Source organism: Okeanomitos corallinicola TIOX110, assembly GCF_038050375.1.
GTDB classification, from domain to species: domain Bacteria; phylum Cyanobacteriota; class Cyanobacteriia; order Cyanobacteriales; family Nostocaceae; genus Okeanomitos; species Okeanomitos corallinicola.
Genome location: NZ_CP150886.1, coordinates 3,228,190 through 3,252,408 on the forward strand (window position 1 = coordinate 3,228,190; position 24,219 = coordinate 3,252,408).

General features: G+C 35.6%; 22 protein-coding genes and 1 tRNA gene. 12 read left to right on the forward strand and 11 right to left on the reverse strand.

Going from position 1 to position 24,219, the window contains the following annotated elements; translation table 11 throughout:
- Nucleotides 1-215: 215 nt before the first annotated feature.
- From WJM97_RS14080 to WJM97_RS14100, 5 genes are all read left to right on the forward strand, one after another.
- Nucleotides 216-5,999 carry an AAA family ATPase gene (locus WJM97_RS14080; protein WP_353929426.1) on the forward strand — a complete coding sequence of 1,928 codons (5,784 nt, stop codon included), beginning with the start codon at nt 216-218 and terminating at the stop codon, nt 5,997-5,999.
- Nucleotides 6,000-6,050: 51 nt separating this feature from the next.
- Complete coding sequence (locus tag WJM97_RS14085) at nt 6,051-6,236, forward strand: type II toxin-antitoxin system HicA family toxin (protein ID WP_353929427.1); 186 nt, start codon at nt 6,051-6,053, stop codon at nt 6,234-6,236.
- A complete protein-coding gene (locus WJM97_RS14090; protein ID WP_353929428.1) occupies nt 6,233-6,457 on the forward strand; it encodes a type II toxin-antitoxin system HicB family antitoxin in 225 nt (74 codons plus the stop codon). The genes WJM97_RS14085 and WJM97_RS14090 overlap by 4 nt, the downstream gene beginning before the upstream one ends.
- Nucleotides 6,458-6,614: 157 nt before the next feature.
- A complete protein-coding gene (locus tag WJM97_RS14095) occupies nt 6,615-6,929 on the forward strand; it encodes an ATP-binding protein (protein WP_353929429.1) in 315 nt (104 codons plus the stop codon).
- The gene (locus WJM97_RS14100) at nt 6,919-7,110 is read left to right on the forward strand and encodes a hypothetical protein (protein ID WP_353929430.1); all 192 of its coding nucleotides are present in this window, start codon (nt 6,919-6,921) and stop codon (nt 7,108-7,110) included. Before WJM97_RS14095 ends, WJM97_RS14100 begins: the two co-directional genes overlap by 11 nt.
- Nucleotides 7,111-7,133: 23 nt before the next feature.
- Here WJM97_RS14100 and coaBC read toward each other — a convergent pair whose 3' ends face one another.
- The 6 genes from coaBC to murA form a co-directional block, all read right to left on the reverse strand.
- Nucleotides 7,134-8,354, reverse strand: a complete 1,221-nt coding sequence (gene coaBC, locus WJM97_RS14105; protein WP_353929431.1) for a bifunctional phosphopantothenoylcysteine decarboxylase/phosphopantothenate--cysteine ligase CoaBC — start codon at nt 8,352-8,354, stop codon at nt 7,134-7,136.
- A 471-nt stretch (nt 8,355-8,825) separates the two neighbouring features.
- On the reverse strand, nt 8,826-9,038 hold the full coding sequence (locus WJM97_RS14110; RefSeq protein WP_353933174.1) for a DUF2555 domain-containing protein: 213 nt from the start codon (nt 9,036-9,038) through the stop codon (nt 8,826-8,828).
- 149 nt (nt 9,039-9,187) lie between these two features.
- A complete protein-coding gene (locus WJM97_RS14115; protein WP_353929432.1) occupies nt 9,188-9,811 on the reverse strand; it encodes an alpha/beta hydrolase in 624 nt (207 codons plus the stop codon).
- Between the two features lie 77 nt (nt 9,812-9,888).
- Nucleotides 9,889-10,764, reverse strand: a complete 876-nt coding sequence (locus WJM97_RS14120) for a M48 family metallopeptidase (protein WP_353929433.1) — start codon at nt 10,762-10,764, stop codon at nt 9,889-9,891.
- A gap of 197 nt (nt 10,765-10,961) precedes the next feature.
- Entirely contained in the window at nt 10,962-11,441 is a 480-nt protein-coding gene (locus WJM97_RS14125) for a hypothetical protein (protein ID WP_353929434.1), read from the reverse strand.
- Nucleotides 11,442-11,899: 458 nt separating this feature from the next.
- Complete coding sequence (gene murA, locus WJM97_RS14130; protein WP_353929435.1) at nt 11,900-13,207, reverse strand: UDP-N-acetylglucosamine 1-carboxyvinyltransferase; 1,308 nt, start codon at nt 13,205-13,207, stop codon at nt 11,900-11,902.
- A 221-nt stretch (nt 13,208-13,428) separates the two neighbouring features.
- On the opposite strand from murA, the gene WJM97_RS14135 reads away from it, so the two are divergent.
- Together WJM97_RS14135 and WJM97_RS14140 are read left to right on the forward strand one after the other, a co-directional pair.
- Nucleotides 13,429-13,510, forward strand: a tRNA-Leu gene (locus WJM97_RS14135).
- 165 nt (nt 13,511-13,675) lie between these two features.
- Nucleotides 13,676-14,455: an RNA methyltransferase gene (locus WJM97_RS14140; RefSeq protein WP_353929436.1), complete on the forward strand. Its 780-nt coding sequence runs from the start codon at nt 13,676-13,678 to the stop codon at nt 14,453-14,455.
- Between the two features lie 27 nt (nt 14,456-14,482).
- On the opposite strand, the gene WJM97_RS14145 is transcribed toward WJM97_RS14140, so the two are convergent.
- Entirely contained in the window at nt 14,483-14,731 is a 249-nt protein-coding gene (locus WJM97_RS14145; RefSeq protein ID WP_353929437.1) for a hypothetical protein, read from the reverse strand.
- A 229-nt stretch (nt 14,732-14,960) separates the two neighbouring features.
- Between WJM97_RS14145 and WJM97_RS14150 the strand changes: the two genes are divergently transcribed.
- Nucleotides 14,961-15,530 carry a thermonuclease family protein gene (locus WJM97_RS14150; protein WP_353929438.1) on the forward strand — a complete coding sequence of 190 codons (570 nt, stop codon included), beginning with the start codon at nt 14,961-14,963 and terminating at the stop codon, nt 15,528-15,530.
- Nucleotides 15,531-15,639: 109 nt separating this feature from the next.
- Here the strand turns inward: WJM97_RS14150 and WJM97_RS14155 are convergent, their stop codons facing one another.
- From WJM97_RS14155 to WJM97_RS14170, 4 genes are all read right to left on the reverse strand, one after another.
- Nucleotides 15,640-16,152 carry a hypothetical protein gene (locus WJM97_RS14155; RefSeq protein ID WP_353929439.1) on the reverse strand — a complete coding sequence of 171 codons (513 nt, stop codon included), beginning with the start codon at nt 16,150-16,152 and terminating at the stop codon, nt 15,640-15,642.
- Between the two features lie 67 nt (nt 16,153-16,219).
- Nucleotides 16,220-17,767: an AAA family ATPase gene (locus WJM97_RS14160; protein WP_353929440.1), complete on the reverse strand. Its 1,548-nt coding sequence runs from the start codon at nt 17,765-17,767 to the stop codon at nt 16,220-16,222.
- A 145-nt stretch (nt 17,768-17,912) separates the two neighbouring features.
- On the reverse strand, nt 17,913-18,209 hold the full coding sequence (gene rplY, locus WJM97_RS14165; protein WP_353929441.1) for a 50S ribosomal protein L25: 297 nt from the start codon (nt 18,207-18,209) through the stop codon (nt 17,913-17,915).
- Between the two features lie 108 nt (nt 18,210-18,317).
- The gene (locus tag WJM97_RS14170) at nt 18,318-19,652 is read right to left on the reverse strand and encodes an adenylosuccinate synthase (protein ID WP_353929442.1); all 1,335 of its coding nucleotides are present in this window, start codon (nt 19,650-19,652) and stop codon (nt 18,318-18,320) included.
- Between the two features lie 163 nt (nt 19,653-19,815).
- On the opposite strand from WJM97_RS14170, the gene WJM97_RS14175 reads away from it, so the two are divergent.
- The 4 genes from WJM97_RS14175 to dnaB all read left to right on the forward strand — a co-directional run bounded on the left by WJM97_RS14175 (nt 19,816) and on the right by dnaB (nt 23,859).
- Nucleotides 19,816-19,923: a hypothetical protein gene (locus tag WJM97_RS14175; protein ID WP_353929443.1), complete on the forward strand. Its 108-nt coding sequence runs from the start codon at nt 19,816-19,818 to the stop codon at nt 19,921-19,923.
- A 185-nt stretch (nt 19,924-20,108) separates the two neighbouring features.
- On the forward strand, nt 20,109-20,567 hold the full coding sequence (gene rplI / locus WJM97_RS14180) for a 50S ribosomal protein L9 (protein WP_353929444.1): 459 nt from the start codon (nt 20,109-20,111) through the stop codon (nt 20,565-20,567).
- Nucleotides 20,568-20,771: 204 nt separating this feature from the next.
- Complete coding sequence (locus WJM97_RS14185; protein ID WP_353929445.1) at nt 20,772-21,896, forward strand: transposase; 1,125 nt, start codon at nt 20,772-20,774, stop codon at nt 21,894-21,896.
- 79 nt (nt 21,897-21,975) lie between these two features.
- Complete coding sequence (gene dnaB, locus WJM97_RS14190) at nt 21,976-23,859, forward strand: replicative DNA helicase (protein ID WP_353929446.1); 1,884 nt, start codon at nt 21,976-21,978, stop codon at nt 23,857-23,859.
- Nucleotides 23,860-24,219: the final 360 nt, after the last annotated feature.

The following is a 24,219-nucleotide window of genomic DNA, read 5'->3' on the forward strand; positions in this document are numbered from 1 at the left end:
TTTTAATTCAGTATGAGAAACTCGCTCATATATAGGTTATGCTGTATCAAGTAACACGTGAGGTATGACAATTAGTTTTGAAAAAACTGATCTGATGCGGATTTGAGTATTTAAAGTTATAGTAATTTCTAGGAAAACTACTAGAAAAGCAGATATTTTCTGATTGTTTATGTTCAAGTTACTTGATCTTTTATTTTTAGTCCCTTGCACTCAATATGTTTTCCCTACCAGGTATTGTAGTTAGGACGCAAATTTGCGAAAGTGCAGCATCTCTCGTATATCGAGCTATACGAGAAGATTCTCATCAACCCATAATTATTAAATTACTTAAACAAGAATATCCTACACCAGAAGAACTATCTAGATATCGGACAGAATATCAAATTACAAAATCTCTGAATTTATCTGGAGTTGTCAAGGTTTATGAATTGCAAAAATATAAAAATAGTCTAGTCATGTTACTAGAAGATTTTGGTGGTGATTCATTACAATTTTTAAACCAACAACAGAGATTTAACTTACAAGATTTTTTACAAATTGCGATCGCCATAACTGAAAGTTTAGCACAAATTCATGCAGTTAATATTATTCATAAAGATATTAACCCCTCAAATATAGTTTTTAATCCAGTTACAAAAGAATTAAAAATTATTGATTTTGGGATTTCTACTCAGTTAACCAGAGAAAACCCTACAATTACCGATCCCAATATTTTAGAAGGAACTATTGCTTATATTTCCCCAGAACAAACAGGAAGAATGAACCGCAGTTTAGATTACAGAACTGATTTTTATTCTCTAGGTGTTACCTTTTATGAATTATTAACAAATCAACTGCCTTTTTTAACTACAGATGCTCTAGAATTAGTTCATTATCACATTGCTAAACAACCTTTAACCCCTTCAGAAATTAATCCTGATATTCCCCCAATGCTGTCAGCAATTGTGATGAAATTAATAGCAAAAACAGCAGAAGAACGTTATCAAAGTGCTTTAGGAATTAAGGCTGATTTAGAAAACTGTTTAAATCAATTATCTACACATAATTATATTGCTAATTTTCAAATTGGTAGTCAAGATATTTATGATAAATTTCAAATTCCGCAAAAACTTTATGGTAGAGAAAAGGAAATTAAGATTTTACTCGATGCTTTTACCAGAATTAGTGTGAAATCTAGTGAAGTGATGCTGGTTATCGGCTATTCAGGTATTGGTAAATCAGCGTTAGTACAAGAACTATATAAACCCATTACCCAAAAACGTGGTTATTTTATTTCAGGTAAATTTGATCAATATCAACGCAATATTCCTTATAGTGCTATTGTAAATGCTTTTAAACAGTTAATCAAACAATTATTAACTAAATCCGCAGCAGAATTACAACAGTGTAAACAAAAAATATTAACAGCATTGGGGGTAAATAGTGCGGTAATTATTGATGTTATTCCCGAATTAGAATTAATTATTGGTGAACAACCACCAGTTTTAGAATTAGGTGCAGTAGAAAATGCTAACCGCTTTAATTTAGTATTTCAAAACTTCATTAAGGTTTTTACTACTCCATCCCATCCCCTCGTCATATTTTTGGATGATTTACAGTGGGCTGATGGTGCATCTTTAAAGTTAATGCAAATTTTATTAAATACTGATATATCTGGATTATTGTTAATTTGTGCTTATCGGGAAAATGAGGTTGATGCTTCCCATCCATTGATGCTGGCTTTAGATAGTATGACAAAAAATGGAGTTATTGTTAATAGTATCTTGCTCTCACCTTTAGACTTAAACACGGTTGTTAAAATCATTGAAGATACTTTGAAATATTGGGGGGAAGAAGTTTTACCCTTAGCTAATTTATTACATTTAAAAACTGGTGGCAATCCCTTTTTCTTGAATGAATTTTTTAAATCATTATATACAGAAGAGCTATTAAGATTTAATCTATTAACTCAGAAATGGGAGTGGGATTTAGAGCAGATTCAAGTGAGAGATTTTACAGATAATGTTGTGGAATTGATGATTAATAAAATCAAAACTTTACCCGAAAATAGTCAAGATGTCTTAAAACTAGCTTCATGTATAGGAAATCAATTTGATACAGAACAATTAGCATTAATTGCTAATCAAGATTGGCAAAAAATAGCCCATGATTTATATTTATGTGTAAGTTCTGGTTTCTTAGTAAATATTGGTAATAATAAAAATTTAGAATTGGCTCATGTTAACCGAGAATTTGCCTATGAATTTGTAACTAATACTGAATTTACTGTGGCTGAATATAAGTTTACTCACGATAGAATTCAACAAGCTGCTTATTTACTAATCCCAGAGTCAGAAAGGGCAGATATTCACTATAGAATTGGTAAAATTTTTCTCAAAAATACTCAAAATTATCAACACGAAGAATTAATTTTTACAATTATCAATCAAATAAATTTTGGTGTACATTTAATTACTGAACAGTCAGAAAAAGATGAGTTAGCTCAATTAAATTTAATAGCTGGTAAGAAAGCAAAAACCTCTGTCGCATATCAGCCAGCATTAAATTATCTAGAAATAGGTATAGATTTATTAGGTACAATATCTTGGCAAAGAAAATATAATTTATCTTTATATTTACATGAAGAAGCAGCGGAGGTTGCTTATCTTAATGGTGATTTTGAAAAAATGACAGTTCATGTTAATAATGTTCATCAATATGCAAAAACTGTCTTAGAGAAAATTAAAGTTACTAATGTAAAAATCTTGGCTTTAATTTCTCAAAGTAAATTAAATGAATCTATTAATATCGGTTTAGACATACTTGATGAATTGGGATTTAAACTGCCTAGAAATCCTAATTATTTTCATATATTTGCAGGTTTTTTAGCAACTAAAATATCTTTATTTAGTAAAGATTTTGACTACTTAGCTAATTTACCTTTAATTACAGATAAATATAAAATAGCGGCTTTAAGTATTTTGTTAAATATCAGCTTTTCTGCCTATATTGTTGCACCTAATTTACTAGCAATCATTGTCTTTAAACAGATAACTATATCATCACGATATGGTTATAGCATTGACTCAACTAGAGTCTTTGCTACCTACGGTTTAATTTTATGTGGTATTTTTCATCAAATCGAATTGGGTTATCAATTTGGGCAATTATCACTTAATCTAATTGATAAATTTAATGCCCATGAGTTTGCAGCTAAAAGTTTTTATACAGTTAATGTTTTTATTAATCATTGGAAAAAACCTTTACGGGAAATTATCCCTTCTTTGATAGAAACATATAAAGTTGGTTTAGAAACAGGTGATTTAGTATTTGCTGCTTATGGAGTTTTAGTTTATTGCTGTTATTCTTTTTTAGCTGGCTATGAACTATCAGATTTAAAGTTAAAAATTGAACTTTATAGCGAAACAATTACTAGATTAAAGCAAACAGAAGCTCTTTATCAACTTAAATCTTTTCATCAAGCTATCATTAATTTGCTGGGTGAAAATGAAAATCCATGTAAATTAATGGGTAGTGTTTATGATGCAGATGTTATTTTACCAGAAATTATCAAGGCTCAAGATCATAGTTCAGTTTTTGATCTGTATTTTTATCAACAAATTCTTTGTTATATTTTTGGAGAATATGGAGAATCTTTAGAAAATGCTGAGTTAGCTAGAAAATATATTAATAGCATGACTTCTACTGGTTTAATTCCCCATTTTTATTTTTACGATTCTTTGGCACGATGTCAATTATATAGTGTAGTTGATGTTAAATTACAAAAAAAATATTTAGCACAAATTAAAGCTAATCAAAAGAAAATGCAGATTTGGGCGCATCATGCACCTGCCAATTATTTACATAAATTTTATTTAGTCGAAGCAGAAAAATACAGAATTTTCAATCAATCTGATTTAGCTATAGAAAATTACTCCCAAGCTATTAATTTAGCTAAAGAACATGAGTATATTCATGAATGTGCTATTGCCTATGAATTAGCAGGTAGATTTTTTTTAGCAAACAAACAGGATTTAATCGCTAAAACTTATCTCCAGGAAGCGCACTACTACTATAAACTCTGGGGTGCTAATGCTAAAGTCAAAGATTTAGAGAATAAATTTTCTCAATTTTTTATTGATAAAATCAGAGGTGAACAAAATATTAATAAAGTTCATATTTCTAATACTATCTCTGTTACATCCAATAGTCATAGTTCAAACTTAGATTTAGCTACTTTTATTAAGGCTTCTCAAGCTATTTCTAGGGAGATTATGCTTGATAAATTGTTGGCTACTTTAATGAAAATTGTGATTGAAAATGCAGGAGCGCAGAAAGGGTATTTAATTTTAGAAAATCAAGGCAAGTTATTAATAGAAGCTAAAGGTGCTGTTGATTCAGATCAAGTTAAGATTTTACAATCTCTAGATGTTGATACTTGTGGTAAAGTTTCTACAGCAATTATTAATTATGTGGTACGCACTCAAGAAACTGTGGTTTTAAATAATGCTAGTTTGGAAGGGGGTTTTACTCAGGATATTTATATTCAAAACCATCAACCTAAGTCTATTTTATGTCTACCTTTAATCAATCAGGGAAAATTAATTGCTATTGTTTATCTGGAAAATAATCTGATTATTGGTGCTTTTAATGCTCAACGTGTAGAAGTTATTAAACTTGTGACTTCTTCTGCTGCTATTTCTTTGGAAAATGCTAAGTTGTATCAAGAAATGAGGGAAAATGAAAGTCGTTTAGCTCAACTGAATCAAGATTTAGAAAAATCTCTACAATCTGAATTAGAAATCACCAGTGCTGCTAGTCGTTTTGTACCTAATCAGTTTTTATCTTTTTTGGGTTATAACAGTTTATCTGAGGTGAAATTAGGTGATTCTGTACAGTTGGAAATGTCGGTTTTATTTTCTGATATTCGCAATTTCACAACTTTAAGCGAAAAAATGAATCCCCAGGATGCTTTTCTGTTTATTAATTCCTATTTGAGTCGCATGGAACCAATAATTACGGAAAATCAAGGGTTTATTGATAAGTATATTGGTGATGCAATTATGGCGTTATTTAGTGGGGAAGCTGATAATGCTGTGAAAGCAGGAATTGCTATGTTAAAAACTTTGGATTTATATAATCAAGATGGTTTACGATATGGTTTTGAGGCGATAAATATTGGGATTGGTATTCACACAGGTTCTTTGATGTTGGGAACTGTCGGTGGACAAAATCGCATGGATGGTACTGTAATTAGTGATGCGGTAAATTTAGCTTCCCGCATTGAAGGTTTAACTAAAATTTATCATGTTTATTTGTTAATTACTGAAAAAACTTATCAAAAGTTGGTGAATATTCATGATTATAATATTCGGATTTTGGATAAAGTTCAAGTTAAGGGTAAAACTGAGTTAATTACTGTTTATGAGGTGTTTGATGCTGATGTACCAGCAGTTAAACAGGGTAAGTTAAATAGTCAATCCTTATTTGAAGAAGCTGTGTTTTTATATCATCAAGGTGATTTTACTCAAGCATTGAATTTGTTTGTTCGATGTTTGGAAATTTGTCCTGTTGATGAAGTTGCTAACATTTATTCTCAACGTTGTCAAGAAAAACAAGCTAGAGTGAAGATTGATGTTCTATCTCGTTCCTTGGAGTTGACTAAAATCAAAGGTGATTTTGGTAAAACTTTTTATGATGTGCTATTTACAGATTATCCTCAAATTCAAGTACTTTTTGCTAATAGTGATATGCTACAACAGCAAGATAAATTATGTCACAGTTTAGAAATTATTGTGGAAAATCTGAATAACCCTAGAAATTTTACTTCTTTTTTAAAGGGTTTAGGTGCAATTCATGTTAAGTATGGTGTTTTACCAGAACATTATCCGATTGTTGGTAATACAATTATTAAGGCTTTTAAAGTTCATTTAGGTACAGATTGGAATGCTGATTTTGAAGCTGCTTGGTTAGATGCTTACGCTGCAATTCAGTCTTTAATGCTTATAGGTGCGGAGTAAAAGTTTGTTTATAAAAATTTGATGAAAATAATTAATTTTAAACATTAAAATTTGAAGTTCTATAAACCTGCTAAGGGAAGTCATAGTAAATGGATACATCCAAAATTATCACAAGCTATTATTATTTCAGGTAAAGATGGCAGTGATGCTAAACTCTATTTAGAAAAACAGGTAATGGAAGCAATAACAGAACTAGAAAAAATTGAAGCAGATGAACAGGAGAAACCAAAAGAATGAAATACACAATAATTATTCAATGGTCTGAAGAAGATAAATGTTATGTAGTTTTATTACCTGATTTTACTAATGTAATGCAGCCATGTACTCATGGCGAAACTTACGAAGAAGCTTTAAAAAATGGTCAAGAAGTGTTAGAAATGCTGATTGAGTCATGTTTAGCAGAAGGTGAAACTCTTCCCGAACCGCAAGTTTTAGGAAACTTCTTGAAAGTCGCGTAATTTTTACATTGATTAATTTTTTGTTGGGTTGCGCTTTGCTTAACCCAACCTACAATTACTCATTGTTTAAGATATTTAGTAAACCGACTTGTATAAATTTGTTTACTGGTTTATACTGTTATACTATCTTCAAACAATACTTATTGATATTTGTGAAATGGCATATATTTATTCAGATTTAGATACTAAAAATTCTAAGTGGTTTATTAAAGATACCACTCGTGCAACTCTGCTCTCAATAAAACTTACAAAAGGTCAAATACGGGGTCTTGAAAATGTAACAGTTGACTTCCGTTATCCAATTACAGCAATAGCTGGCCGAAATGGTTCTGGTAAAACCACAGTTCTAGCTTTAGCTGCCTGTGCATTTCATAATAATGATAAGGGCTTTAAACTTCCTGGAAGAACAAATTCTTACTATACTTTTCCAGATTTTTTTATCCAAATAGAAGAAGAAAGAGATGTCAAATGAAGAAGTAGACCATTTATTAGATATAGCTGTCATGGCAGGTAAACATAAGGAATTATATACAGCAGCAAAACATCTAAGTCTTGATGAAAAAGTCGTAGGAAGTCACTTAATTAAAAGCGCATTTGAATCAAATCCTGGAGAATCAACAAAAATTATTGATTTTATTCAAGGGTTTTTATAATAAAATTTCAACGTTTTACATCTTCACAAATTACCAACAACAAAATCAAACAAATAATGCGCCATTTCCAACTTAGAACAATGAGGAATTTCTCTTTCATTTCCTGCTTTATCTATCAACACTGCTTGATTATTTTCACTCCCAAAACCACTATCAACTTTATCAATAGGATTCGCTACAATTGCATCTAATTTCTTTCTTTGTAATTTCTCTTTTGCAGGTGTGATAATATCCCCGGTTTGTGCTGCAAAACCTATTAATAATTGCTGGGGTTGTTTAATTTTCCCCAGTTCAGCGACTATATCCGGTACTGGTGCTAGGGGTAAATTTTCAGGAAGCGCGCATTTGGGCAATTTTTCTGCACTATAATCCCTCGGTTTCACATCTGCAACCGCCGCAGACATAATTATTATATCTGCATTGCCTAACTGTTTTAACATTACTTGCTGCATTTCCGCTGCACTAATTACAGAAATCCCTTTTACTCCTAAAGGTACATTCCAACTTGCTGGACAATGGACTAATGTAACTTTTGCACCTCTGTGTAATGCTGCTTGTGCTAATGCTAATCCCATTTTACCCGTTGAAGGATTGCCTATAAACCGCACCGGATCTAAATACTCTCTTGTTCCCCCAGCACTGATTAAAACCCGCTTTCCCGTTAAATCTTGCTTTCCTTGGGTATGTAATAACGATTGAATGTTAACAAATATTTCTTCAGGTTCGGCCATTCTTCCAGCACCGATGCGATCGCAAGCTAACAACCCAGAACCCGTTTTCATACCATAAAATCTGTTATCTGTCAATAACTGCTGCCAATTTCTTTGTACTGCCACCTGTTCCCACATATCCGTATTCATGGCAGGTGCTAATAACACAGGACAGGTAGAAGCAAGGACGGTATTTGTTAATAAATTATCAGCCATCCCATAGTTTAACTTAGCTAAAGTATTAGCAGTTAAAGGCGCAATGACTATTAAATCTGCCCATTCACCTAATTCTATATGTAAAGGACGCTCATAAATAGGTTGCCAAAAATCATTATCTGTATAGGCTTGATGACGGGATAAAGTAGCTAAAGTTAAAGGAGTGATAAATTCTTGAGCAGAATTGGTGAGAATAACTCTTACTTCTACCCCAGACTTAAACAAAGTAGAAACTAATTCACAGACTTTATAGGCAGCAATACCGCCGCAAATAGCAATAATAACTTTTTTAGATTTAGGATTTATGGATGATAGCATTTTGTCTGATAGCGTAGCGTAGCCAGATTAGGATGTCTAGGATTTAAGGATTTATAGGATTTTTATTTAAAAATTAATCAATTTTATTAAAAGATATCATCTTGATGATATCTTCTGTTGCTTATCTGCGTTTGATTATTTGCTATTTAGGGCTTGCTGAATAAATCTCAAAACATTACAGGTAAACGATTTTAGCGATTTTGACTTTCAAAAAATGCAAGCTTTGATGAGGTGAGAACTGAAAAACCTTGCATTTAATTCCTGCTTCAAGGAAAAATAGTTCCCATCCAACTCTTGAAACTGTCACCTGTCACCTGTCACCTGTCACCTGTCTCCACGACAAGACTTTATCAGCAAACCCTATTTACTACCCTGAGCAAGCAAGAAATTTAATAAAGTGCGTCATATTTATACATAATGACGCACCCTACAATAGTTTGAGATGTTGATTTCAAAGCTAAAATTTAAAATCTAGCCTTCATCATAGGGTTCTAAATCTAAAAGATAGATATAAGGCTCAACCAACTCTGGCCGCTGAAACGCGATCGCTCGCAGTAAATGCCAATCATTTAAACCCTCAAAAGCATTACTATAGTTATCCAATTCCAGACGGTTGGCCAAATCTTCTACATCTGTTGCTGACATAGCAGCAATATCTTTTTTGGAAATGCTTAGAGTTGTCATCATGCTTGCCCCTCCCTTTTGCAGCACCGCTTTCAGCCTGGGGTGGAGTTGCGCTGAATTATTCCACCAAATATATATTACTCATTAATTGACATTAAAAATGTAAATTTTTTGCTGATTTTTGTCTTATTTTGTAAAAAATTCATAACCTAACTCTTGTTAATTGTCTTAATAACAAAAGTTCGCAATATCTCTAACATTTGCAAATTAATTTCATGTCCTGCGTCGAATTCATGATAATCTACCTCTACTCCTAATGACTGGGTTACTTCTCTGGCTTTGATTGCAGCCGACAATGGTACAACTTGATCTTGTCTGCCGTGCATAATTAATGTCGGTGGAAAATTGTCTTTTTTTAAGTTAGCAATATCGGGATGTGGATACCCACTCATGACGACTAAACCCGCCAAAGGTAAAGTTAATCCCACATCCAAAGTCATCGCTCCACCTTGAGAAAACCCGCTCAAAATAGTTCGTGATAAAGGAACTCCGGTATTACTTTCTATAGATTGCAACCAATCTATCAACATTTGCCGACTTTCTGACAATCCTTGATAATTTTCATCTTCTAAATCATACCAAGCTCTACCTGTGTTAACTGATGGATGTGGATAAGGTGCATTGGGAAACAAAAATTCACAATCAGGTAATTGAAAATAAGAGGATAAAGATTCTACATCCTGAGCATTTGCACCCCAACCATGTAAAGTCACAACTAAAGCTGATGGGGTTGTTTCTGTTTTTGGAGAAATTCTAATGAAATCTAGGGTCATGATTAATTATGTTAATAGTTATTTAGTTATTGGTCGTTAGTCATTGCTGAACTTTTTTCTGTCACCTGTAACCTCATTTACCAATTTCTCCAACCTCCCTTGGGTGCAGTTTCAGTTTTATCTTTAAAACCGTGATTTTGCAGTAGTTTGTGGTATTCGGTACTACTTGCCCAACGGTCAATTTCCCTAGCACGTAATACAGGGACTGGGTGACTTAATTGGGCAGTACGGGCTTCTTTAACCATTACACCCAATTCAGTTTTACTGATGTCATCGTAAGCACGAGCTTGGGCAACAAAAGCATCAAGATTTAATTGAGGTGCTAAAGTGGGAGAACCGCCAGCTAACTTCATTAGTACAGACATTACCACTTTAGGGTTTTGGGTAGCTAATAAGGCCGCGCGATCGCAAGTAAATTCCGCACAACGTACCCATTCTAATAACTGTGCCTGTAAAGTTTGTGCCAAAACCGCACCCACATTAGGTACAATTGCTGCGGCTAAAATTAATAAATTTACAGGTGTTAAATAAACACTATGATCACATTTAAGGTGTCCCAATTCATGGGCAATTACCGCTTGCACTTCCTCTGGTGTCAGCATATCAATCAAGGAAGTGTGTAAAACTACAAACGGTTGTTTTCCCCGCATCGCAAAAGTATAAGCATTAGGAGCAGGATGTTGACGGACATATAACTGAGGTGGTTCAATATCCAACACTTTACAAGCATCTAACAATAACTTGTGTAAATCAGGTAATTGTTTTTCCCCCACCAAAACACTAGAAGCAATATTTTCTACATAAAAAACTTGTTCAGCCATTGGGCCTAACAAATTTCTTACCATCATATCTATACCTGGAATTTGCTTGAGAGTTTTTGTCGCTTCCAAGTCTAGAGGATGACGAAATGAGTCAGCTTTTAAACCAATTAGAGAAGTTTTCACTAAAGACATAATCAAGACAATCAATAAAAAATATAATTCCCATAGATAGTATAACTATTTAAAACTTACACAGAATACATTTTACTGGTCAGGATTTATTTTAGTAGGTAATAGTTTGTAAAGTGGAAGTATTCCATTTTTTCACAAAAACTCACATATTTGGGATATTTGGGCTAGAAATGATATCCTGATAGCTTAGATTTTGGCTAATCAAACAGAAATGGTTTAACAAATTCAATCACCCCTTCTAACTCAGGTTTATTGTGTATGAGAAGATTATGCCCCCATAATTCATTTTTGTTTTCAGAGCAATCCGTAGCAAGAGTTTCTCCAATAGCTTCCAAGCTCTGTTTCATATCTCTTTGAAGACTCTCTGGATTAGATTGTACACCAAGCACGAATACTCTATTTCTCAAATCCTCTGGAATGTGACTTTGTACATAACTTAATCTATCTTCACGTTCATCAAAATCAATAAGTAAAACAATCATTCTTTTGGGAAACTGTCGCATTGCAGGGGCATAATCATTTGTTAATTGTTCCACAGCTTTTTTCCAACCATTGGCAATTGGTCGAACTTGAATAGCACGTTGATTTAGGTTTAAATCCTGAATAAATCCGTTGGCAATCTGGCGATTAGCATCATCCTCTGGCAATACAAAAATGTGCTGGTCATAAGTACCCAAGCAAAATTAATTTAACATATTGAGTGAAAACAAAAACGTCTGTATTCCTTAGCTGTTCCCTGTTAAGAGTTCCCTGTTCCCTCTCCCAAATATAAAATTTATTTTGCACGACTACTTATTTATTGATACTCATAATTCTATATCGCCACCAATCAAGGCATTGATCAGATGAAGTTGTGTACATATAGTCTTTGGAGCATAAAAAATATTTCTAAGCTGAATAAAGCAAAAGTTATTGATGGAATACTTTTATTGTATAACTACATCAATTAATATTTTGGAGTAAATTTTGAGAGAGTTTATAGACTTTTAGCCAATCAATCAATTAAAAAATAAATCAATGACGAAAATTACCAACTTGATATTTTATCAACTGGTAAAATTCGCCATCAAGTCATCAAATACAACATCCTCACAACCTAAATAGATGCAGAAGCCGAGGAACTACTGTTATTTATCTATGATTCTGCATCAGTTAATACTTCATTGACACGGATAATTTTCGCGCCTAATTGTTGCAACTTCATGTCTAATCGATCATAGCCACGATCTAAATGATTTAGTCCCTGGATGCTAGTTTGCCCTTCTGCTGCTAGTCCGGCTATGACTAAGGCCGCAGATGCCCGCAAATCCGTGCCTATAACTGGTGCGCCTGATAACATTGGTACACCACGGACAAAGGCAGTATTACCTTTAACGCGAATATCTGCACCCAAACGATTTAACTCCGAAGCATGACGCAGACGATTCTCAAACACAGATTCATTAATGATGCTGTCACCTTCTGCCAAGGTTAACAATGACATAAACGGCGCTTGCATATCCGTGGGAAAACCTGGATGGGGTAAGGTATCAATGTCTGTGGCTTTGAGTTTTTCAGCTGGCAAAACCCGCAAACAGTCTTTACCTTCCTCAACAATGGGTATACCAATTTCTCGCAGTTTGGCAATCACGGGAATTAAATGTTCTGGTGCTACTGGCGACAATAACAGTTCTGAACGGGTAATTGCACCGGCGAGTAAAAAAGTCCCGGTTTCAATCCGATCAGGAATAATTGTGTAGTCGGTGGAATGTAGTTTTTCCACACCAGTTATGGTGATGGTACTTGTTCCTGCACCTTGAATTTTTGCCCCCATAGAATTACAGAAGTTAGCTAAATCAACTACTTCTGGTTCTCTGGCAGCATTTTCTAGGATGGTTTCTCCATCGGCTAAGGTAGCTGCCATCATTAAGGTTTCGGTCGCGCCAACACTAGGAGTATCTAAGTAAATTTTCGCTCCCTTGAGTCTGTTATTGTTACCGGGGACATAGGCATTACAAATACCATGTTCTATTTGCACTTCTGCACCCATGGCTTGCAGTCCTCTGACGTGCAAATCAACAGGCCTTGCACCAATGGCACAACCTCCCGGTAATGGCATTTGCGCTACTCCCAGTCTTGCCAAAATCGGACCAATGGCAAAAAAACTGGCTCGCAGTTGGGTAACAAGTTCATAGGGCGCTTTGGATGTGCTGATCTCTCTGGCGTTAACATCTAAAATGTCGCCTTCTCTACTTAATGACAAACCTAAAGCAGATAAAACTTGCCCCATTCTTTCTACGTCCGCTAAAAGAGGAACGTTACGAATGCGACAATCTCCTGAGCAAAGTAAAACACCAGCCATGATCACTAATGCTGAATTTTTTGCTCCGCTAATTCTGACGTGACCGTGCAAAGTATGTCCACCGCAAATCTGCAAGACTGAGGAGTCTACTGGTGGTGGCAACTTGGCATCTGGTAAGCCGCTAGAAGAATTAATAAGCCTACCTCCAAAAAATAAGTAATAATAAGGGTTTGAAGTTGGTTTTGATTCTACATTAAAGAGTAGGCTTCCCTAAATTTTGTTTGGTCATTAGCCATTGGTTAGTTTTAACCCATTCCCTATGATGTTGACAATTTTCAACATTTAGGTAATAATACAAAGTCGGTTATGATTCACAAATGCCAGCGGAACTGGCGGAATTGGCAGACGCGCTAGATTCAGGTTCTAGTGCCGCAAGGCTTCCGGGTTCAAGTCCCGGGTTCCGCATACTTAACTGATCTCATCTGGGTTTTAGATCAGCCCAAAATCTCATAGGATCGAGACTGCAATGATTCTCAGTTTTTCCAGCCACTTATTGGCAAAAAACTAGAATCTTTGACTGGGGGGCTGAATTTTGTTTACAAAACTTAAATTGCAAATTAATTTAAAATCGTGCTGACCAGTTTACAAAATTCTCTAGTCAAACAGATACGTAAGCTACACTCGACTAAAGAGCGAAACAAACAGAATTTATTTTTATTAGAAGGAACGCATTTGTTAGAAGCAGCCTGTGCGGTTGCTTATCCTTTAGAAACTGTATGTTTTACTCCTCAATGGCAAAGTACACATCCGCAGTTGTGGGATTTAGCTTGTAGTTGTTGCGATCGCGTAGAGTTAGTTAGTGAAGAAGTTTTAGCGGCGATCGCCACAACTGTCCAACCTGATGGTGTAGTCGCAACTGCTAGACGCAGCGAAGAAAACCAAGTACCTCTAACTGGCTTACTTTTAGCAGTGGAAACTCTCCAAGATCCCGGTAATTTAGGAACGATTATTAGAACGGCTGCCGCTGCTGGTGCTTCGGGTTTATGGTTAAGTGATGATAGCGTGGATTTGGATCACCCCAAGGTCTTACGCGCTTCCGCTGGACAATGGTTTCGTTTAAATAAGGCTGTCAGTCAAGATTTAAAAGCGACAGTGGAACAATGTCAACAGGCAGGAATACAGGTAATTGCTACTTTACCAACGGCTAGTTTCACCTATTGGCAGGTAGACTGGCGTAAACCTAGCCTGATTTTACTGGGAAATGAGGGGGCTGGTTTGTCAGATGATTTAGCAGCAATGGCAGATACTCAAGTGAAAATTCCCCTGAGTCCAGGGGTTGAGTCCTTGAATGTGGCGATCGCCGCAGCTTTAATGTTATACGAAGCTCAAAGACAAAATATTTATAGCTAGGCTCAATGGCTAATTAATTATTAATCTTCAATTTTGCTGTTTTTTCTGCTTTTCTGCGAAATATTGCTCAATGTCAGCAAAAGCATCTTCTAAAGCAGCTAAATCAATATCTTCAGTATTTTCACTATCTTTTTGATTAGAAGTTTTACTATTATCAACTTCCGTGATTATTTGACTATCAGTAGAATGTACCTGTAAGATATCTTCTAGCTGAGTCAAAGATTGCTGAAACTCTTGAGCAGCAGCGCAACGCTGATGGTGGTAAATGCGTTTCATAATCTGGCTCTGGTAGTTTGATTAAATGGATAAAGAGAGGATTGTATTGACTGATTCTGTTAAGTCAAACACTCTAAACCTATTATTAGATATGTTTGTTAACCACTACTTAACTTAGTATCAATTTTACACATTAACCTGGCTAAATGGCAAATTCAGTAATATTGCTAGGAAGCCAAAATTGGTAAGATATTTGTTTAGGAAACACAAGAAATAGTCAAAAGTGAATATGAATCAACATATTGTTAAATTCCTCACTAAAACAGGTATAGTTCTGATTGTTATTAGTTTGATAGGATGTGATAACTTTTTTTCTTCACCTAGTAATATTGTGGAAAGAGTTAGCGATGGTGATACAATTTCAGTTAGAGATACGGATAATCAGAAATTTACAGTCCGGTTTGCTTGTGTAGACGCACCGGAAATACCCCACACCAATAAAGAAAAGAATAGTAGAAGAGTAAGAGATAAAAACCAATTTAGCTGGGGGTTAAAAGCACAAAAAAGGTTAACAGAACTGGTGAAACAGGGAGGAGATAGAGTTAACTTAGATATTATTGAAAATGATCAATATGGTAGAAAAGTAGCAGAAGTAAGATTAAAAGATGGCACTTTTATTCAACAAGTTTTGTTAAAAGAAGGTTTAGTAAAAGTTTATCGTACTTATTTAAATAAATGTCCCAGTAAAGATATACTCCAACAAGCAGAAACCCAAGCCAAACAGCAAAAAGTGGGAGTTTGGAGTGATAAAAAATTTGTTGACCCTTGGGAATATCGAAAACTGAGTAAGGTGAATTAGTGTAATCATTCACAGAAAAATATTTTCATCAGTTTTTTGTGTAGCTATTTATAATCATGTTTTTCAATGATTTAGTAAAGAGTAAAAATAAATTATGTCTATTAAACAACTACTTTCGCCAAAACCGAAAGTTGAAACTTCCCGAAGGACGACGGAAACGATTTGTGGTTATTCTCTGTTTTCTTCTGGGGGTTCTTGGACTGATCAATTCTGGATCTTCTTCTACTAGAATATCATTTGGTAGCTGGGTTTTAGTTTCTTCTTTACTTCTCCACCAAGCTATAATCCAACCTCCACCAATCGCGGCCATTCCTCCCAATAAAATACTCATTGGTGCGGAATAACCTAGAAATATAAACCCAAACATAAACGCTAACCAGTATTTTAGTGCTGCATCAATACCGTCGTTAGATGCTACGTCTGGTATTTGGGGGTTAGTTTCGTTAGCTGAGGTAAAAACTCCTAAACAAATACCACTGATAATTCCTATAAATAAACTGATTACAAATGAAGCTCCCACAAAATTAGCAATCAGAAATAAAATAAACCCAAGAACTAATTGAGAAAAAAAGTTTGGTGATGCTGATAATATTTCACTCAGAATGTTTTTGTTAGATGCCATAATTTTATAACCTCAAAATTGGATGATTGATTTTGAATAATTTAACTTTAAAAGTTGCCATTAATTGTTATTTTGTCGCCAAAATTAACTCTTGTAATTGCTCCTCTTTCGATTTAGTTGTATCCAATATTTTTAGATAGGTTTTTTCTGTCTCTGTAAAAGCTTCTGCTTGATTAAGTTGGGAAAATAATAAATCAGATGTTGCATCTGCAATATCACCTGTACGATTTACAAGCCGTTCTTGCAATACTTCTACTGGTGCTGTACAGTAAATAATTTTTATAGGTAATTGATGTTGATTAGCTTGATTAATTGCCTCCTGGCGTAAATGTTGACGATCATACTTAGCATCTAAAATTACTTTCCAGCCTTGATTAGCTAGTGTAATTCCTAATGTCAATAATTTACTATAAGTTTTTTGTGTCATTTCTGGTGTATATATTTCATTTCCACCTCGTTGTAATAGGGGAATTCCCGCTAGGTGTTTTCGCACTGCATCTGAGCGCAGGTGAATTGCTCCTATCTGACGAGCTAAATATTTAGCTGTTGTACTTTTACCAGAACCTGATAACCCTGACATTAAAATTATTTGTCCTGGTTTAGCTTTAGTATATTCCCACGCTTGGCGATAATATGCAGCTGCTGTTTTTTTTGCTGCTTCTTTGGCGTTAGCAGAGATATTTACATCATCTAATAAAAAGGATGTAACTTTTGCTCTGACATAAGCCTGTCTACTTAAATATAATGGTAATACCTGTAAACCTTCCCAATCTCCGGTTTGCTCTATGTATGTATTTAAGAAGGCGTTGGCTAGGTCATTTCTACCTCTGGCTTCTATATCCATGACTGTAAATGCTACATCGTACATTACATCTACAAACCGAAAGAATTCATTAAATTCTATACAGTCAAAAAGCATGATTTTGTCATGCCAATAAGCAATATTTCTCAGGTGCAAATCTCCATGACATTGACGAATATAGTTGTTGGTAATTCTGCTCGTAAATAATTGGGAATTTTCAGCGAAAAATTTATCTGTATATTCTTTTGTTTCTCTAAACTGTTGTTCAGTTTGGGTATCACCAATATATTTAATGCTTTGCTGATAATTCTCTTCAAAACTTAATTTGATTTGTGAGACTTCTCCAAAACTACGAATATAATCATTTGTTTCTGTTTTTTTATGATATTCAGCTACGATACGACCCAATTCTTCTAAGTGCATTTCCTTTAGTTTATCGTGAGCAAAGAGTTCACTAAACAGAAAATTTTGGGGAAATTGTCGCATTTTGACAGCATATTCGACGATTTCCCCTGTTCCCCCTAAATAATATTTTTCTTCTGCGAGGGTGATGGGTAGAACTTCTAAATATAATTCCCCTGCACCTTTTTGATTTAGGCGTAATTCTTCATTAGTACAATACTGCCTTTTTTCTAAGGTGGAGTAGTCTAAAAATCCAAAATTCACAGGTTTTTTAATTTTATAAACATAATCTCCAGTTAGTAGGACATAAGAAGCATGAGTTTGAATTAGTTCTATGGGTTCTGCTACAGCATGGGGATAAAATCCTGGTTGTAACATCTGTTGAATTAGGACTGGAAGGTTTGATATCATATCAGCTCGCTGTCACCTATTATCTGTAACCTGTCACCTGTTATGTGACGTTGATAGCTTAACAAAAAACCAGGGATTTACCCTGGTTAAATCAAAAATTATCAAAAAATGTAACTGTGAAGAAAGAAAAAAAAGAACCCAGTTCTTATGCTTTAGTTGCAAAGAAGCTAAGGTGATAAGGTGTACCTTTAGCTGGGTGTACTTGCACCTCTCTAATAACAGTTGAACCACTCCACTCAAGTTCAGGGATATTAAGTACAACTTCAGTTTTATTAGGTGCTGCTTGTTTAAGTAAACGCTCAACGGTTTTAGCTTCAATTACTAAAGAAATTGACTCTGTACCATTGTGTCCGTACAAATTAGCGGGGATTAAACCAGAACGACGTAGGGCTTTAGGTTTGCTACCTTCTGGACGTTTTTGAGATTCAACTGCGATCGCCATACTATTATTAGTTTTTTGTTGGTTAGTGGTTATATTTTTCAGTTGTCAGTTATCAGTTATCAGTTATCAGTTGCTAATGACTAATAACCAATGACTAATGACTAATAACTAAACAGAAACTGGTGTACCGTCTGCCTGCAATAGAGCGCGTTTTGGCCCGTGGATGGGATCTTCCACAATGATAGTTTGATCACGACTTGCTCCCAAAGAAACGATCGCAATCGGGACTTCCATCAATTCTGCCAGGAATTTTAGATAGTCTAATGCTTGCTTTGGTAAATCTTCCAAGTTACGGCATTCAGTAGTTGATACTTGCCAACCTGGTAAAGTTTTATAAATGGGACGACAGCGAGCAAATTGACGGGAGCTAGTGGGGAAATGCTCACAACGTTCACCGTCTATTTCATAAGCTACACAAACTTTAATTTCCTCTAATTCATCGAGGACATCTAGTTTAGTCAGAGCCATACAATCCATGCCATTAATGCGGACTGCATAACGTCCAATCACAGCATCAAACCAACCACAACGGCGTTTTCTCCCTGTAGTTGTGCCAAATTCTGCACCGCGATCGCCTAATAAATCGCCAATTTCCCCATCTAGCTCTGTAGGAAATGGGCCTTCTCCTACTCTAGTAGTGTATGCCTTGGATACGCCAATTACCCGGTCTATCATTGTTGGCCCTACACCAGTACCCACGCAAGCACCACCAGCGACAGGATTGGAAGAAGTCACATAAGGATAAGTCCCATGATCTAGATCCAGCAGAGTTCCCTGTGCGCCTTCAAACAAAATGTTACGTCGTTTTTGTACCGCATCATATATTTTAATTGATGTGTCCACCACAAAAGGACGTAATCTTTCTGCATAACCTAAATACTCCTCAATTACCTTTTTGGGGTCAAGGGGAGGTATGTTATACAACTTTTCTAAAATTGTGTTTTTATAATTAATGGTCCATTCTAACTGTTCTCGTAATCCATCTGGATCCATCAAGTCTAACATCCTGATGCCTGTCCGTTCGGATTTGTCAGCGTAGGTAGGACCAATACCTCTACCAGTTGTACCGATTTTATGACTTCCCCGACGTTCTTCTGATGCCTTATCAATTAAACGATGATAAGGCATGGTAACATGAGCCGTTTCAGATATGAGCAGATTAGCAGTAGAAATATTTAATTGTTCAAGTTGTTCGAGTTCTTGTATCAAAACCTGTGGATCAATAACTGTCCCACAGCCGATGATACATTCAGTATCTGGATATAGTATACCAGAGGGGATTAAGTGCAGTTTAAATGTCTGACCTTGGACTACTATTGTGTGTCCAGCGTTAACACCCCCCTGGTAACGTACCACCACATCTGCGGAGCGGCTGAGTAAGTCAGTTATTTTACCTTTTCCTTCGTCGCCCCATTGAGAGCCTATGACAATGACGTTAGCCAAGAGATTATATTAAAGGGTAAAGTTTCCACAAATATCCATTGTTAACAGATTTTTTAGATTTTGTCAAGCAACTCAAGATGGGTGACTGTATACAGATTCTAATGTCTGAGATATTGTTACCATCAGTTGAGGCATTTTAGGCATTGCTTCCGTTATACCAAGCTTGGAAATTAGACCGAACACACTTATAGGTAATGCTGATAAAGCTTTATACAAAGCCAAACAACAGGGACGCGATCGCTATTGTACTTACCATCAAGTAACTACATGACTAGGAAACTTAGCAAAATAGAATCTTGATTTTTAAGAATTAGTATTGCGATCGCCCCCTAAAATTAGTTAAAATATATAGTCTTTGGGATAATAATGAAAGTCGCTCAAGGTCAAGCTACACTTTTGTAAGCTATCCTGCTGACACCCAATTCAACGAGATTTTACAGGAAAAAACGAAAAACAATGGCCAAACGAGTGCAGTTAGTATTAACAAAAGATGTGAGCAAGCTAGGGCAATCCGGCGACTTAGTGGATGTAGCTCCCGGCTATGCTCGTAACTATCTAATCCCCCAGAGTTTAGCTACTCACGTTACTCCCGGTATTTTAAGACAAGTAGAGCGCCGTCGTGAACTAGAACGTCAACGCCAACTAGAACTCCAACAACAAGCACAAGAACAAAAAGCAGCCATAGAAAAAGTTGCTAAATTGACAATTGCTAAACAAGTAGGTGAAAACGAAGCTATCTTCGGTACAGTAACCACCCAGGATGTAGTAGATGCAATTCAAGCAGCTACCAATCAAGAAATTGATAAACGTGGTATTACCATCCCTGACATTAATCACTTGGGTACATACAAAGCAGAAATCAAACTGCATTCCGAAGTAACAGCCCAAATAGAAGTAGAAGTTGTTGCCAGCTAAGTTCAGTAGAAGGTGACAGGTTACAGGTAACAGGTGACAGAAAAGAAGAAAATTGGGTGAGAGTAATAGAGATAAAAATAAATAATGTATTGCCTTTTACCCTTTACCTTTTGCCCTTTACCTTTTACCTTCTAACTTTCCAATTACCAAAAAAATGGGTCGAAAGCCTTGCCCTTCTAGGGCGACCTTGATATAGTTATGGTCATGAAAACACTGAAGTTTAAGTTATATGAACACAAAAGGAGTAAACACCTCAAACGGATGATTAACGCCGCAGGGGTGATTTATAACCATTGTATTGCTCTACATAAACGGTACTACCGAATATGGGGCAAACACTTAAACTGTGCAAAACTTCAGTCACATATTGCTAAGTTAAGAAAACGTAATTCGTTCTGGCAATTAGTAGGCTCTCAAGCAGTACAAGATATCTGCCAGAGAATAGATAAGGCATACCAATTATTCTTCAAACACAACAAGAAAGGAGTAAGACCACCAGAGTTTAAGAAAGTTAAGAAATATAAATCTTTAACTCTTAAACAAGCTGGCTATAAATTCTTAGGTAGGAACAGGGTAAAGATTGGAAAAAGAGTATATCAATTTTGGAAATCTAGAGAAATAGAAGGAAAGATTAAAACAATAACCATAAAGCGTACTGCATTAGGTGAAATGTTTATGGTTATTGTAGTTGATAATGAGTTAGAACCAGAAATCAAATCAACGACTGGTAAGATAGCGGGGTTTGATTTCGGTTTAAAAGTTTTCCTAACTTGTTCTGATGGGACTAAAATTGATTCTCCAGAATTTCTAAAACAATCTCTAAATGCTATCAAGAAAGCTAGTAGATATCATTCCAAAAAACTAAAAGGATCACATAATCGTGAACGAGCTAGAAAGAACTTAGTTCGTAAACATGAAGATGTTTGTAACAAAAGACGTGATTGGTTTTGGAAACTAGCTCACACATTAACTGATAAGTTTGATGTTTTATGTTTTGAAACTTTAAACCTCAAAGGTATGCAACGTCTTTGGGGTAGAAAAATATCAGACTTGGCTTTTGGTGAGTTTTTGCAAATACTAGAGTGGGTAGCCCAGAAGAAAAATAAACAGGTAGTTTATATAAACCAGTGGTATCCATCCAGTAAAACTTGTTCTGTTTGTGGACATATTTTAGAAAGTCTAGATTTGGCGATTAGACAGTGGCGTTGTCCATCATGCAATTCTTTTCATGGACGTGATGAAAATGCGGCTAAAAATATTCAAATGGTTGAGGCATCAACCATTGGGTTAGGCGATGTGAGACTGGCCATGCCAGCAATTGCTGTTTGATCCCAGAATCCTCACCCTTCTAGGGTGGGGAGTATGTCAAGCTACCATTAAAACTCTGCTGATCAATCCAAAATTGTTTATGGCTGAAGAACTGAGTTTCCAAGGTGATGGAAGTGACCACCTACCACCCCAAAATATCGAAGCAGAAGAAGCGATTTTGGGGGGTATACTCCTAGATCCAGAAGCCATAGGTAGAATCCGCGATCGCCTCACACCGGAAGCATTTTATATTAACCCCCATAAAGACATATATCAAGCGGCCTTAACTCTTCATGCCCAAAATAAACCTACAGACTTACTCTCTATTACAAATTGGCTAACCGATAACGATAAACTTACCCGCATTGGTGGCAGAAACAAACTAGCTACATTAGTAGATCGCACAGTATCAGCAGTTAATATAGATGCCCTAGCAGGGTTAGTCATGGAAAAATACCTGCGACGGCAATTAATCAAAGCTGGAAACGAAATCGTACAACTCGGTTATGAAACACAAACCGAACTACCAATAGTCCTAGATCAAGCAGAACAAAAAGTATTTGGAGTTACCCAAGAAAAACCCCAATCAGGTCTAATTCATATTGCAGATACATTAATCAATGCCTTTCAAGAAATAGAAACTCGTAACCAAGGCATAGCTTTACCTGGTATTCCCTGCGGTTTTTATGATTTAGATGCCATGACCAGCGGTTTTCAGCGATCTGACCTAATTATCGTCGCTGGCAGACCATCAATGGGAAAAACAGCATTTTGCTTAAACCTAGCCCATAATATTGCTGCTGGTTATAAACTACCAGTTGCCATGTTCAGTCTAGAAATGTCCAAAGAACAGCTAGTGCAGAGGCTACTAGCCAGTGAAGCACAAATCGAAAGCGGTTATTTAAGAAGCGGACGCATCAGTCAAACCCAATGGGAACCATTAAGTCGCGCCATTGGAATGCTTTCAGAAATGCCAATTTTCATTGAAGACACTCCCAACATTACCGTCACCCAAATGCGGAGTCAAGCGCGAAGACTGCAAGCAGAACAAAATACAGAACTAGGATTAATAGTTATAGATTACCTGCAATTAATGGAAGGCGGGGGTGATAATCGCGTACAAGAATTATCAAGAATTACTCGTTCTTTAAAAGGTCTAGCCCGTGAATTATCAGTACCAGTAATTGCCCTATCACAGTTAAGTCGTGGTGTAGAAGCACGCACCAATAAACGACCAATGTTATCAGATTTAAGAGAATCTGGTTGTTTAACAGGTGATAGCTTAATCACATTAGCAGATACGGGATTACAAGTGCCAATTAGAGAATTAATAGGTAAATCTGGTTTTGAAGTGTCGTCACTAAATGAAAACACCATGAAACTAGAAAAAGCAATTGTGAGTAATGCTTTCTCTACAGGTATTAAACCCGTATTTACCTTAAAAACTCGACTAGGAAGAAAAATTAGGGCAACAGCTAATCACCAATTCCTGACAATTCATGGTTGGAACAGACTTGATAAGTTAAGTTCTAAACAACATATATGTTTACCTGGATATCTACCTGTTTCGGGTCAACAAACCATGAATTATGCTGAGGTTGCATTACTCGGAAATTTCAGAAGTCGAGAAAGAGCATTAAAAGTTGCTAATACTCATGAGTCACTTGCCCTTGCCAACAGTGATGTATATTGGGATGAGATTATGTCAATCATACCAGATGGAGAAGAAGAAGTATTTGACCTAACAGTGCCGAATTTACACAATTTTGTAGCGAATAACATCATTGTTCACAATTCCATTGAACAAGACGCAGATTTAGTAATTATGCTCTACCGCGATGAATACTACTCACCAGACACACCAGATCGGGGAATCGCAGAAGTAATCATAGCTAAACATCGTAACGGACCAACAGGAACTATAAAACTTTTATTTGAACCACAATTCACAAAATTTAAAAATTTAGCAAAACCAAATTATTAATCAATAAAGTCTTGTCGTGGTGACAGGTGACAGGTGACAGGTGACAGGTAACAGGTGACAGGTGACAGATTCGAAAGTCTTTTTGTGTCTAAGCTTCATCATCTGTTGCTATAATCCAAAATCCTCTCACCTTACCATCAAGACAATTTTTCATATATAGTTAAGTTAGCTAAATTTAATAAGTTTAATCGCTAAAGGTATAAACTTGGTATTTATGTACTTGAACGGTAAATTATATTTTACGGTTACATAAAAAATCATTGTTTGATAGTCTACTGATATATCAAATATCCTGACTGCTAAATTTTTATTAGTAGCAATATTTTTTGTCTGTAATCTGTAATTTTAATACAATTAAAA